Origin of the sequence: Saccharibacillus deserti (assembly GCF_013618475.1) — a bacterium.
GTDB classification, from domain to species: domain Bacteria; phylum Bacillota; class Bacilli; order Paenibacillales; family Paenibacillaceae; genus Saccharibacillus; species Saccharibacillus deserti.
Genome location: NZ_JABJVN010000001.1, coordinates 742,828 through 756,344 on the forward strand (window position 1 = coordinate 742,828; position 13,517 = coordinate 756,344).

The window sequence follows — 13,517 nt, forward strand, 5'->3', positions numbered from 1 at the left end:
TGGACAGCATGGAAAATATGGAAAACATGATGACAAACATGAAATGCGTAACGGTGTACACGAACGAGTTCGAGAAATTCTCGGATATCTTCGAACAGATTCTGGTCAGCGACATTCCGGAAAATGAAGATACGGAAATCGAAGGCGTAACGGTAGGCTGCGTCAACGAAATTCCGGAAGAATACATCGAGCAAATGCGCGTTAAACCGGAAGTGGTCGTCATGCGCGACAAAAAGCGCGACATCACCATTTTGCAGCACGGCAAAATTTTCGAAATTTTCATTCCATCCGTCTAAGATCGGTGTAACGAAGCTGAAACGGAATTGAACCTGGAGGGGCATATGGCGGAAACGACAATGAAATCCGGGGATCTGCAACAAACATTGGAGCGGCTGCGTGCCGCTCTAATTTTGTATGAAGATTCCACAGCGGCGGCTAAAATCGGCCAACTGCAGCGAAAATGGAGCGAGCGTGAATTGACGCTCGCTTTTCTGGGCCATTTCTCGGCCGGCAAGTCCAGTCTGATCAATGCGCTGTGCGGAGGGCCCCTGCTGCCCTCGGGGCCGCTTCCGACGACCGCGAATGCGGCTATCATCCGAAACGGGGAACGGCGCGCGGAAATTACGCTGCATCCGTCGGAGGAAGCGGCCGGACGGCAGGAACCTACTGCTGCTGTCGGCAAAGACGGGCTCAAGCTCGTACTTCCGCCCGAAGATATGGAAGAAGCGCTCGAACGCTACTGCAAAGACGGAGAAGCTTATGCGACGGTCGAAATTTGGGGCGATATTCCGCTGCTTCAGGGCGGAGGGGCTTTCCTGGATACGCCCGGCGTCGACTCCACGGATGCGGGACATGCTTCGGCTACGGATGCGGCCCTGCATCTGGCGGATGTCGTTTTTTACGTGATGGACTACAACCATGTCCAGTCCGAGACCAATCTGACCTTTGCCAAAAGTCTGTCGGATCTGGGCAAGCCGCTGATTCTGATCGTGAATCAGGTCGACAAGCACCGCAGCGAAGAACTGTCGTTCTCCCATTATCGGGAAACGGTGGAGCGGACTTTCGCCGATTGGCAGATCGGGGCGGCGGGCGTCCTGTATTTGTCCGTCAAACATCCGGATCATCCGCTCAGCGGATGGAACCGGCTGCAGGACTTGATCGGAGAACTGTTGGCCGATCGCGAGGCGCTGCTCGAACGCGGCGTACGGCTTGCGGCCCAGGATTTGATCGACCGGCACCTGCTGAGCGAACGGGAGATACGACCGGATGAAGCGGTGCGGCTGAGTGCCGAGGAAGAAGCCGGCGAAGCGGAAGCGGAAGCCAGACTGCAAGCGCTTCAATCGGAGCACAGCGAAATCGCAAACCGCGGAGCTTCCGCACGCGAGCAGCTGATGACGGATCTTGGCCGTACGCTCGACAATGCGCCGATCATGCCGGCGTCTCTGCGCGATCTGGTGCAGGCCTATCTGGAAGCTTCCGTGCCCGGATTCCGTGCCGGAGGGCTGTTCGGTGCGAAGAAACGGGCGGAGAAGGAACGCGACGAAAGGCTCGAGAGCGTAACCGCCGATTTTGCCGAACGGGTAGAAGCGGGGCTGGATGTGCATGTCCGCGAAAGACTGCGGGCATTCGGACGGGATCTCGGCGTGTGGGATGCCGATCGCGAGAAAGAGCTCGAACGGGCGCTGCCGCGCGTCGAGTCGGTCTGGATTACCGGCCTCCTCAAAGACGGCGCACGTATCTCGCCGGAATACGTCATGAATTTCTCCGGCGAAATGCGCAGCGATACGCTGAGCCGGTTCCGCAGAGCGGCGCAGGATTTTGCGGACCAACTGCTGGAAAGACGCATGCCGCAGGATGAGGAGAAGCTGGCGGAACTGGAGAAGCGGATGGCTTCCGCATCGGCGCTGGCGGACAAAGCGCGTCTTCGCCGCGAAGTGCGCGAAGCGCTGGATCATCGCGAAGACGAGCTGACGCAGATGCTTGGAAACCGCGAGGATCTGCCGGTTCGTCAGCTGTTGAAAATAGAAAACCTGCCGGAATCGGGCGGCAGCGAAAATGAAATGTCTACGGCTGCGCCGGACGAAGAAAGCGGAATGCTGTCCGGAGGAATAGGCGCGGGCAATCCGGCCGGGATCGAACGGGCCGCGGACGGCGGGGAATCGGCGAAGCGGGGCGGACGCGAAGTTTCGCCGACTTCCGTATCCGTCCATTCGGCATCCGAGACGTCGGGACGCTTGGGGATTCTGCATGCGGCGGCGGATCGTCTGCATGAGGCTTCAAGTCTGCTCGAACCGCTGTCCGCGTTCGGTTCGTCCCTGCGTACGATGCGCGAACGCGAGTCTTCGCTGCGCGGAGGACGCTTCACGCTTGCGCTGTTCGGAGCGTTCAGCGCCGGCAAATCTTCTTTTGCCAATGCGCTGCTCGGAGACCGGTATCTGCCGGTCTCGCCGCATCCGACAACCGCCGCAATTAACCGGATCATGGCGCCGGAGCGCGCCGAAGACCATGGGCGTGCGCTTATTGTCATGAAGACGGGGGAAGAGCTGATGGACGATCTGGCCGACGCCTGCGAGCTGCTGGGGCTGCACAATCCGTTTACGGGGCGTTGGCGGGCCGAAGTTCGGGCTTTGACGCCGGACCGGATCCATCCGTCGGGACGCGCCCATTACAGCTTCCTGCGCGCCGCGGATGCGGGATTTGATCGTGCCGAGCCTTTTCTCGGTACGCAAACGCTTGCCGGTCCGGAAGAATTCCGGATGTATGCGGCGACCGAGAGCTGGGCCTGCTTCGTCAAACGCATCGATCTGTATATCGATTCGGAGTGGACACGCCAGGGCATCGTGCTGGTAGATACGCCGGGAGCGGATTCGGTTCATGCCCGGCATACGGGTGTCACGTTCGATTATATGAAGAATGCCGACGCGCTTGTCTTCGTGACCTATTACAACCACGCGTTCTCCCGGGCGGACCGCCAATTCCTGGCGCAGCTCGGGCGTGTCAAAGGCAGCGATACTGTCGACAAGACTTTCTTCATCGTCAATGCTTCCGATCTGGCCGATTCGGAAAAAGAATGCGCCGGGGTGACGTCGCATCTGGAAGAACGTCTGCGCGGAGAAGGGGTTCTGAACCCGCGGATCTATCCGGTCTCCAGTCTTCGGGCTCTGGCAGGCAAGCAGGACGCAGCCCTTCCGGCCGACCGTTCGAGCGAAGCCGCGCCGGCGGAAGTTCTTCCGTTCGACCGCTTCGAAGCTTTCGAGCGCGAGTTGATGCATTTTGCCGCCGAAGAATTGGCAGGTTTGGCCGCATCGGCGGCCGACCGCGAAATCGAAGCGGCCCGCGCGCGTCTGGCCGGCTGGATCGAAGAAGCGGCTCAGGGCGAGCAGGAGCGGCAGCTTCGACTGGAACGGCTGGGTCGTTCGCTGACCCGGGCCCAGGAGATTGCAGGTCTGGCCGGAGAAGCGGATAAAGCGCCGGAACTGGCCCGCGAGATCCGGGAACTGCTGTTCCATGTGCGCCAGCGGATCGAATTCCGGTTCGGGGACTGGTTTGCCGAAAGTTTCAATCCGTCTTTGCTGCATGCGGGAATCGGCGATCTGAAAGCTTCTTTCCTGGCCTGCGGCCGCGAATTGTCGCGGATGGTTGCCCGTGAAGCGGAGAACGAGCTGCTTGCGACGGGTCTTCGGATCGAACGCGCCGGTCAGCGGATGCTGGAGGCGGCGCTGGCAGATACACGGGCCCGGCTTGCCGAGCTCGGAACGCCGTTTGACCGATTGGAGCAGACGGACAGCTCAGCCTGGGAGACGCCGCATATTTCCGAAGTTCAGCTGGGATCCGCTTTGGACTGGGCGTCTCTGTGGCCTTTGTTCAAAAGCCCCAAAGTCTTTTTTGAGCAGCGCGGCAGAGATGTAGTCCGTGAAGCGGCTTTGGCGACTTTCCGCGAAGCCCTGCAGCAGGTGACCGAAGTCCGGCTGGCGGAATTCGAGGAATTCTACGGCAGGCAGCTGGCGGACAAATTGTCTATCGAAGCGGGCGTTCTGCGTCAGCAGGCGGAGGAAGCGGCCGAAGGCATCCGGATTTCCTTGTCCGATCGGCCGGATACCCCGCTGTGGACTCAAATCGAAAATCGCTTGAAAATGATACTCCAGACGCAAGAGAAATAATAAGCAAGACCTTAGGCTCATAAAAACTCTATCTAAAATCCTTTTTTGGCATTAAACTGAGAGATATACAAGTAAAGGGCGATCCCTGGCACTTGTATATCTCTTTTTTTGGTTTTTATGAGTTTAAAGACTCAAATTGCCGGGTAACTATTACGATAAAAGGCTTAGATGGATGGGAGTATCGGCGCAGTTAGCAAATGCAGGTCCAAAGCTATTCAGGCGGGAGAGAAGATCATGAACGACATCCGAGAAATCCTATCATTGAATGGGTTATATTTGACGATTGCACTGCTGGGCTCGATTGCGGCATGTGCGCTTATTGTGTACGGAGCGGCTTGGAAAAGATCGGAACTGCGGACGGAACGGGTGAAAAAGCGGCAGGGCATCGTCGTGCTGCTGGGCGCCGCCGCTTTTGGAATCGACCACATCGTGGCCCCCTTATCGCTGAATTTGCAGGTGAGCTTCGATTATTACGCGGTTCACCTGATATTCACCGTGCTCGGCTGCTTGACCGCGACAGGGCTGGTTCTCCGCTATGCGGTCGTGCCTTCGAACGGAGGGGCGCGATTTTTCTGGACGGGTTTGATTCTGGCGTTTACGATTTTGCTGTTCGATTATGCGAATGTGCTGCTGCTGTTCCGTCATCTGGCCGTATGGAATCCCGATCTGGTCGCGATGAACGTGCTGCTGACATTCTGTATCGGGTTTGCCGTCATGCGGCTGGTCACATTGTCCAACCGCAATCGGGAACACGGTCTTCATTCGCGTTGGAGCCTGCCGGGAATCGTATTATGCGGGTTTGCCCTGTTCGGAATTCCGATCTTGTGCGTCCTGTCGGTCCTGCCGCTCGATCTGTATATCCAAACGGGCGAAATTGGCGGAAACCGGGCCTTTTTGCTTCCTTATCTGGTCATGCTCGGCGTCGTATGCCTGCTGTTCGCCGTACCGGACGACTTTGTCCGTATTCGCGAGAAACTGCAGGGAATGAAGATCCGGGAGCGCGAACAGCATTATATTTCCTTATACGAACATAATCCCGACGGCGTTATCGAATTCGATACCCATGGCGTGGTGACCGGCATGAACGTGGAGGCGGAAATGATCGCGAAGAAATCCGGCAAAAAAGTGCTGGACGCCCGCTTCAGCGATCTGTTCTCCGGCGAACAAAGACGCATGGTTGCCGAACACATGAAGCTTGTACTCGGAGGAACTCCCGGGACCGCCGAGATTGATCTGGCCGGACTCGACGGGCATATTCAATCTTACGCGCTGACTTCGCTTCCGATCGTTGTGGATCGCAGCGTCGTAGGCGCTTATAGTATCGTCAAGAACGTTACCAAGCGGAAAAGGGATCAGGAAACGATTCGGCATCTTGCTTATCATGACGAATTGACCGGGTTGTCCAACCGCCGTTCGTTCGAAGTCACGCTGGAGCGTTACGCGAATTACGGAGACCGGAAGCCTGAACCTTTTACCCTGCTTTTTATCGATCTGGACCGATTCAAGCGGGTGAACGACTTTTTCGGTCATGCTTTCGGAGACCTGGTTATCAAGCAGGCGAGCCGATTGATCAAGGAATGTATTCCTTCCGATGCGTTTCTGGCCCGGATGGGCGGAGACGAGTTTACGGTCATTCTGCCTTCCGTCTATCGCCGTCAAGAAGCGGAGAAGTGGGCGGGACGTATCGTGGAACGCTTCAACGAACCTTTTGAAATCGGCAAGCATACGGTCAAGCTGTCGGCATCGGTCGGCATTTCGCGTTATCCGGATGACGGATTGTCGAGCGAACTGCTGACCAAATACGCGGACTACGCCATGTATGACGCCAAGCAGAACGGAAGCGCCCAATACCGGTTCTACGATGCGGCAAGCGACCGGACAAGCTTGGCAGAAATGAAGCTGGAACAAGAGCTTGAGCAGGTGCTCGAACACAATCAGCTGCGTCTCGTGTACCAGCCGAAATTCGATATCCGCAGCGGCCAAGCGATCGGGTACGAAGCGCTGGTACGCTGGGATCACCCGATTCACGGAGAAATTTCGCCGCTGCGCTTCATTCCGCTGGCCGAGAAAAGCGGCATGATCGTAGCGATCGAACAATGGGTGCTGCGAACAGCCTGTTTGCAGGCCAAAACCTGGGAGCGTGAAGGCCGCGGTATTCTGCCGATCGCCGTAAACGTGTCGCAGGTGCATCTGATGAAGCCGGACATCTACGAATCGATTCTGCAAACGCTGGAAGAAACGGAGTTCGATCCCAAGCTGCTGGAACTCGAGATTACGGAAAGCGCCATGATGCATAACGAAGAGCATGTGATAGAGATTCTGGATAAACTCAAAGCGGCCGGTATTTCCGTTTCGATGGACGACTTCGGTACCGGATACAGCTCCCTCAGCTATCTGCACAGTTTGCCGATCAGCTGCCTCAAGATCGATCGCTCGTTTATCCAAAAAATCACGACCGACCGCGACAGCAAAGCCATTGCGGAGATGATTATTTCGATGGCCAGACAGCTTGGACTGAAGATCATCGCGGAAGGTGTCGAAACGAGCGAGCAGGCGGCACTGCTGCAGGAGCTTCAATGTTACAACGTGCAGGGATTTTACTACAGCCGGCCGCTGTCTCCCGAACAGGTCGGCCAAACCCGGGTTTCCTGAACGAGCGCCCGGCAGCCGACAAGACTCCCCTTACCCGATCGATTGGGATAAGGGGAGTTTTTTTGACGAAAATAATTAAAAATAAAATAATATAGTGAAAAATTCATAATAGAATATCCGGATAAAAAACGGAAAAATCGTGTAAAATAAAAACGACACAGCCGGCATCGAAGCCGGACCATGGAAACGAAGGAGAGAACAACATGTCCGAATTTCGATTGAAACCGGGAGATACCGTCGCCTTTATCGCATGTTCCGACGGCCTGGCACCGGCAGACTGCAGCCGGATCGGGGAGCTGGCGGCAAGACTGCGCGCATTCGGTCTTGAAGTCGAAGAAGCCCGAACCTTGATGCGCAGCGCCGGGCCTTTCAGCGGAACGCCAAGCGAGCGTGCCGGGGAGCTGAACCGTCTCTTTGCCGATCCGCGGATCGCCGCCATTTTCGATCTCTCGGGCGGCGACTCGGCCAACCAGATTCTGCCGCTGCTCGATTATGAGAGTATTCGACGCTCGAACAAACCACTATTCGGTCTCAGCGATTTGTCGACCGTACTGAATGCGATCGCTTGGAAAAGCGGAATTCGGACGTATCATTACCGGTTGTGGAATTTGATCGGCGCTTACGGAGAGCGGCAGCGCGAAGAGTTTTATCGGACTTTTTTCGAAGGACTGCCGGATCTGTACAATTTCGATTTCGAATTTCTGCACGGGGAAGATCTGAACGGCGATGTGGCGGGAGGCAATCTGCGCTGTCTGCTCAAATTGGCGGGAACGCCGTATTGGCCGGACTTTACGGGTAAAGTGCTGCTGTTGGAATCGCTGGGCGGAGAAGCGAACCGGATCGCTTCACTGCTCGCCCAGCTGTCCCAAACCGGGGCGTTGGAACGCTGCTCGGGTCTGCTGCTCGGAACGTTTACGGAATTGGAAAGCCGGGGCGAATTCGGGATCGTTCGCGATTATGTTGGGGAACTGACCCGGAGCCGGCCGATTCCGATTGTGCAATCAACCCGGATCGGACATGGAGAAGACGCGAAATGCATCGTGATTGGTTAGAAGAAAGGAAGGCGATGAAGCGGTGAACATCCGGGGCAGCTGGCTGGACAACAAAAGAACAAGAAAATCCGCGAAAAAGGATACGGTACGCTCGGTGTCTGCGGTCTCGTCGGAAGCGCCGGCAGAACCCGTATTCGAGCAGGCGACCTTCGCCGGCGGATGCTTCTGGTGTATGGTATCGCCGTTCGACGAACTGCCGGGCATCGTGTCGGTCGTCTCGGGTTATACCGGAGGCCATACCGAGAATCCTACCTACGAGGAAGTGGGACGAGAGACGACAGGCCATACGGAAGCCGTCCAGATTACGTTTGATCCCCGGATCTTCCCGTATTCGAGGCTGCTTGAACTTTTCTGGCAGCAGATCGATCCCACCGACGCGGGCGGACAATTTCAAGATCGCGGTTTTTCGTATCGCGCCGCTATCTTCGCACATAACGAAGAGCAGAAGCGAGAAGCGGAAGCTTCCCGAAAAGCGCTTGCCAAAAGCGGCCGTTTCTCAAGCAAAATCGTGACCGAGATTGCCGAAGCCGGTCCGTTCTATCCGGCCGAGGAGGAGCATCAGGATTATTACAAACACCGCTTCGGCCATTACCGGCTGTATCGCCAGCATTCGGGGCGGGACGAATTCCTGCGCAGTCATTGGCATACGGACCGGGACCGGGAGCGCCTGCGGGGCGAGCTGAACGAAGTGGAATACGAAGTGATCGTACTTGGGGAAATGGAGCCGGCTTATGACAATGCCTATTGGAACGAGAGCCGCCGTGGAATCTACGTCGACCGTTTAAGCGGTGATCCGCTGTTCGAATCGGCGGATAAATACGAGTCCGGCGACGGTTGGCCCGCTTTTTCCAAAACGGGCAGCAGCCATCTGGTACGCCGCGAAGCCGATTTGCGAAACGGCCAGGTTCGGACCGCCCTCGTCAGCCGGCTGACCGGAGCGAGGTTGGGGTATTTGCTGTACGACGGACCCGGAGAAGAACGGATGCATTACCGGATCAATTCCGCCGCGCTGCGCTTTATTCCGCAAGATTGAACAGGGAGCCGGGTGAAATCCGGCTTCAATTCGAGTTTGGGGGTTACGGATTGGGCTGCGGGAGCGTTATAATTATGGAATAATCTGATAATCGCTGGAGGAATTCGATGAAAAAAGGAAGAATGTTCTATAAAACGTTTGTTCCGATTTTCCTGCTTGGCGTCGGCCTGGCCGTCAGCTTCGGGATCTACACGTATTTCCAAACCGTGCGTTCGGTGATCGACAGCGTGGCCGAAGAAAAAAGAACCTCCATCACGCAGACCAAAAATAACCTCGAACAAAAAATACGAACTATTGAATACGCTTTCAATACATACAGCACGACGAGTTCGTTCGGCGAAGTCGTCGACAATCCGATTACCCAGAAAGATTTCGCGGCTTACCGCGAAGTCAATTCCCAGTTGAATTATATCGCTACCATGGGGCTGGAAGGAGCGGAATACACCCTGATCAGCCTCAACCGCAACTGGAAAATTTCGAACGGAACGCTCTCCTATTTGACTACGGAAGAGAAAGACCGGCTGTATGCGCAGTATATCGACAATCGGGAGAAAGGGCTGTTCTGGATCAAGACCGGCTCGGGGATCCGGTTTGTCAATACGCTGCCGGCTTTCTCTACCCGCAAAGAAGCGATTGCCCTGTCGGATATCTCGCTCGGCACGCTGAACCGGACGATGCGCTCCGAAGACGGAGCCCGGATTTTTATATTGAACAAACAGGGCGATTTGATGTACGACACGGAGCAGGACGGTCCGATGCCGGGAGGTCCGCAGAGAGCCAAATTGGCCGAGGCGGCAGGCGCCGGCGAAGGCAGCGGAGGGATGATCGATTGGGAACCGGAAGGGACCGGCAAATCGCAGCTGATCTATTCGCGTTCTTCGTATAACAACTGGACGTATTTTACCGTGCTCGATCAGCGGGAGATTGCCGGGGCGCTCCAGACGACGCGCTACGGCCTAATCGCTATGGAGCTTGCGCTTATTCTGCTGATTGCGGTAGCGGCCTACGTCATCGCGGGCTATTTTACAAAACCGATTCGCCAGATTACGCACAGCCTGCCCCAGCATGCTTCCTTGACACCCAAGAACGAGATCGACTGGATCTTGTCTTCGATCAACCGCCTGCTCAGCGAGAAGCAGAGTCTGGAAAGTCTGATGGAAGCGGAGCAGCCGCAGCTCGAAACGCAGTTCGTATTGAATTTGTTCCGCAGCCGGATTACCGCGGACGAACTGGATCATCAATTGAAGCGCTGGGGCTATGACGGGGGAGAAGCCAGACAGTATGTCACCATGCTCGTCCAGCTCGATAATGTGGGCAAGCGGGAAACGCCCGATCGCGACGTTCTTCTGCTCGCCGTGAACAAAATTGCCGAGGAGATCGTCCCCGCGCACGGTCGGATGCTGCCCGTTCTTCTGAACGACAATACGCAGGCTACCATTCTGATGTTTGACGGTCTGGACGAAGCGGAGATTCGCCGGCATATGCTCGATTATGCCAAACGAATCGTGCGTGCGGTCAAAGATTATCTCAAGTTGTCCGTCAGTGTGGGGATCAGCCGGGCCTATCCGAAACTGCTCAAAAGCCGGGAAGCGTGCGAAATGAGCAAACAGGCGCTGCACCAGCGGCTGAATCTCGGCAAAGAGTCGATCATTTTCTACGCGGATATCGAGAGTGTCGTTCCGGGACCGGTCCTGCTGCATTATCCGTCCGAACTGGAATCGAAGCTGTTCGATGCGATCCGGATCGGGGACGAGCAGCAGGTATCGGCCGCACTCTATCCGCTGTTGGCGGAATTCATGAAGAAAAGCCGTAATTCCATGAATCTGGAAGTCATGCTGATCCGGCTGGTAAACAATTTGATTCAGCTGGAGCAGCTGCTTGGGATCGAAGTGCTGCTGACAGCCGACAATCATGCGCTGTACCATCGTCTGCTTGAAATCCGCAACCCGGAAGAAGTCGAACGCGTCCTTGTCGAGCAGGTCATTTTCCCGATGGTGCGCAGTATGGAGAAAAAGACGGCCGAGCAGTTCCGCTGTCTGTCGGAGAAGATCGCCGCCATCGTGCGCGAGGAGTACGACCGGGAACTTTCGCTGGAACTGATCGGGGAGCGCCTGCATTACAATCCGAATTACCTCAGCAGCATTTTCAAAAAAGAATTCGGCACGACGTTCAGCGATTATCTGATGGGATATCGGCTCGACATGGCCAAGAAGTGGCTGACCGAAACCGATCAAACGGTGAAAGAAATCGCCGAGCGGCTGCAGTATCATAATCCGCAGAACTTTATCCGCTCTTTCCGCAAAAAAGAACAGGTCACTCCCGGCGTGTACCGCAAGCTGAGACAGAATATGTAGCGGTCCGGCTGGGGCTTCAGTTCGGTTGCACTCCCTGGTGAATCAAGAAAGGCCCCGTGCTCCTGTGGGTTCACAGAAGTACGGGGCCTGCTTGCGAAACGGCGGGAATCAGCCTTTGACGGCTCCGAGCAGAGCGCCTTTGGTGAAGTGTTTCTGCACAAACGGATAGGCGATCAGCATCGGCAGCGTCGCGACCACGATTACGGCCATTTTGATCGTCTGAGCCGGAGGAATGACATCGACGGACGTTCCTTCCGCCTGCATGCCGCTCGACACGATCACAATCTGGCGCAGCAGCACCTGAATCGGCCATTTTACGGAATCGGTCAGGTAAAGAATAGCGGTCATGTACGTGTTCCAATACGTGACGGCGTAGAACAGCGAGATGGTTGCGATCGAAGGCAGGGCGAGAGGCAGCATGATTTTGAAAAAGATACCGAAATCGTTGCTGCCGTCGATTTTGGCGGATTCTTCCAGTTCATCGGGCAGCGCCTGGAAAAAATTACGCATGATGATCAGGTTGAACGCGTTGACGGCAACCGGCAGAATCAGGGCCCAATAGGAGTCGATCAGCCCGACACCCTTGACGACAAGAAACGTAGGAATCATGCCGCCGCTGAACAGCATCGAGAAGACGACAACGAAATTGATAAAGTTGCGTCCTTTGAGATAGCGGCGGGACAGTCCGTAAGCCATCAGCGCGGTCAGGGCCATACTGACGATCGTACCGATCACCGTGACGCCGATCGACACGCCCAATCCTTTGAAAATAGTCGGAGTAGAGAGGATATACCGGTAGGCATCAAGCGAAAACGTCGTCGGGAACAAAATGAACCTTTTGGATACGACTTCCTGGGTGGAAGCGAACGAACTGGCGATGACGTTAATGAAAGGAAGCAGACAAATCAGGGCGATCAGGATCAATATCGTATAATTCGCGATATCGAACAGCCGGCTGCCCAGTGTCTGCTTGTGTGTCGAGGATGAATGCTCCATCTTGTGAACCTCCTTGAGTGGACTGGAATACCTATCTCCACGATAACAGCGGCCCTGCGTTCCGTATATAATCCGGGGACGAGGTGATCGGGAGTGCAGAGGCCGGAACCCGGATAATCATTTTCTTGGCAGGGTATCATCAGCTGAGTTCCGGAAGACGGGAATGGCGCAGCGGCGCGATTTTGGAAGCGTTATCATTTGATGATTATATACGGAATACCGGCTGGGGCTTACGCTTGGGTAGCAAACGGAATTCAAAGCGAAAGCGAGGTTGGTGAGCGATGGCCAAGCCGGTGAACGTGTCCGATACGTCACTGCTGAAGCTGGATCGTCAAGCTGTGCGCAAAAGCCGTTTCGGGCTGCGCAAGCATATGCTGCTGTATTTGATGATCCTGCCCGGTTTTTTGTATTTTGTCATCTTCAAGTATTTTCCAATGGGAGGTCTGATCATTGCCTTCCAGGATTACCAGCCGTATCGGGGGATCCTCGGCAGCCCTTGGGTCGGCTTCAAGCATTTCATCCGGCTGTTTACCGAACCTACCTTCTTTATGCTGCTGCGCAATACGCTGGTGCTGTTCGCGATGAATATCGTCTTCTTTTTCCCGCTGCCGATTCTTATCGCACTGATGCTGAACGAAGTGCGGCACAAATTTTTCAAAGGCGCGATCCAGACGATCATCTATATCCCGCACTTTATGTCGTGGGTCATCATCGTCTCGATCAGCTACGTCTTCATGACGGTGGACGGCGGAGTGCTCAACGAACTGCTGGCTGCGGTCGGACTGCCGAAGATCAGTTTCCTGACCTCGCCCGAATGGCTGCGTACCGTATACATCGGACAGATCATCTGGAAAGAACTCGGCTGGTCGACCATCATCTATCTGGCCGCGATCACCGTGGTCGATACCCAGCTGTACGAGGCGGCGGAGATGGACGGAGCCGGACGGCTGCGCAAGACCTGGCATGTCACGCTTCCGGCGATCCGTCCCGTCATCATTACCCTGCTGATTCTCAAGATCGGAAGTACGCTTGATCTCGGCTTCGAGCATATGTATCTGCTGCTGAATTCCCTCAACCGCGAAGTGGCGGAAATTTTCGATACGTACATCTATACCGCGGGACTCAAGAACGGGCAGCTCAGCTACAGTACGACCGTAGGCTTGTTCAAGGGAGTGGTCGGTTTGGTGCTGGTCATGCTGTCCAACCGCCTCGCCAAAAAGATGGGGGAAGACGGCGTGTATTGATCGGACGGCCGAACAGATTCTATTTA

Annotated in this window: 8 protein-coding genes; 7 read left to right on the forward strand and 1 reads right to left on the reverse strand. The window is 55.7% G+C overall.

From position 1 onward, the window contains the following. Positions 1 to 38 precede the first annotated feature (38 nt). From HOP44_RS03360 to HOP44_RS03385, 6 genes are all read left to right on the forward strand, one after another. A complete protein-coding gene (locus HOP44_RS03360) occupies positions 39 to 296 on the forward strand; it encodes an NAD/NADP transhydrogenase alpha subunit (RefSeq protein ID WP_172196301.1) in 258 nt (85 codons plus the stop codon). A gap of 45 nt (positions 297 to 341) precedes the next feature. Then, positions 342 to 4,160, forward strand: coding sequence for a dynamin family protein (locus HOP44_RS03365; RefSeq protein WP_172250532.1), 3,819 nt, complete (start codon positions 342 to 344; stop codon positions 4,158 to 4,160). 234 nt (positions 4,161 to 4,394) lie between these two features. Continuing rightward, positions 4,395 to 6,812, forward strand: coding sequence for a putative bifunctional diguanylate cyclase/phosphodiesterase (locus tag HOP44_RS03370; protein ID WP_172250534.1), 2,418 nt, complete (start codon positions 4,395 to 4,397; stop codon positions 6,810 to 6,812). Positions 6,813 to 7,015: 203 nt separating this feature from the next. After that, the gene (locus HOP44_RS03375) at positions 7,016 to 7,864 is read left to right on the forward strand and encodes a S66 peptidase family protein (RefSeq protein WP_172250536.1); all 849 of its coding nucleotides are present in this window, start codon (positions 7,016 to 7,018) and stop codon (positions 7,862 to 7,864) included. Positions 7,865 to 8,036: 172 nt separating this feature from the next. Next, entirely contained in the window at positions 8,037 to 8,897 is an 861-nt protein-coding gene (msrA, locus tag HOP44_RS03380) for a peptide-methionine (S)-S-oxide reductase MsrA (RefSeq protein ID WP_172251548.1), read from the forward strand. Positions 8,898 to 9,004: 107 nt separating this feature from the next. Further along, positions 9,005 to 11,251 carry a helix-turn-helix domain-containing protein gene (locus tag HOP44_RS03385; RefSeq protein WP_172250538.1) on the forward strand — a complete coding sequence of 749 codons (2,247 nt, stop codon included), beginning with the start codon at positions 9,005 to 9,007 and terminating at the stop codon, positions 11,249 to 11,251. A 108-nt stretch (positions 11,252 to 11,359) separates the two neighbouring features. Here the strand turns inward: HOP44_RS03385 and HOP44_RS03390 are convergent, their stop codons facing one another. After that, on the reverse strand, positions 11,360 to 12,247 hold the full coding sequence (locus tag HOP44_RS03390) for a carbohydrate ABC transporter permease (RefSeq protein WP_246369554.1): 888 nt from the start codon (positions 12,245 to 12,247) through the stop codon (positions 11,360 to 11,362). A 371-nt stretch (positions 12,248 to 12,618) separates the two neighbouring features. Between HOP44_RS03390 and HOP44_RS03395 the strand changes: the two genes are divergently transcribed. Further along, a complete protein-coding gene (locus HOP44_RS03395; protein WP_246369626.1) occupies positions 12,619 to 13,491 on the forward strand; it encodes an ABC transporter permease in 873 nt (290 codons plus the stop codon). Positions 13,492 to 13,517 lie beyond the last annotated feature (26 nt).

Excerpts from the sequence above, each read along its gene's own strand:
- HOP44_RS03360 (WP_172196301.1), top strand. The coding sequence starts at position 39 with ATGAAATGCGTAACGGTGTACACGAACGAGTTCGAGAAATTCTCGGAT.
- HOP44_RS03365 (WP_172250532.1), top strand. The coding sequence starts at position 342 with ATGGCGGAAACGACAATGAAATCCGGGGATCTGCAACAAACATTGGAG.
- HOP44_RS03370 (WP_172250534.1), top strand. The coding sequence starts at position 4,395 with ATGAACGACATCCGAGAAATCCTATCATTGAATGGGTTATATTTGACG.
- HOP44_RS03375 (WP_172250536.1), top strand. The coding sequence starts at position 7,016 with ATGTCCGAATTTCGATTGAAACCGGGAGATACCGTCGCCTTTATCGCA.
- msrA (WP_172251548.1), top strand. The coding sequence starts at position 8,037 with ATGGTATCGCCGTTCGACGAACTGCCGGGCATCGTGTCGGTCGTCTCG.
- HOP44_RS03385 (WP_172250538.1), top strand. The coding sequence starts at position 9,005 with ATGAAAAAAGGAAGAATGTTCTATAAAACGTTTGTTCCGATTTTCCTG.
- HOP44_RS03390 (WP_246369554.1), bottom strand. The coding sequence starts at position 12,247 with ATGGAGCATTCATCCTCGACACACAAGCAGACACTGGGCAGCCGGCTG.
- HOP44_RS03395 (WP_246369626.1), top strand. The coding sequence starts at position 12,619 with ATGCTGCTGTATTTGATGATCCTGCCCGGTTTTTTGTATTTTGTCATC.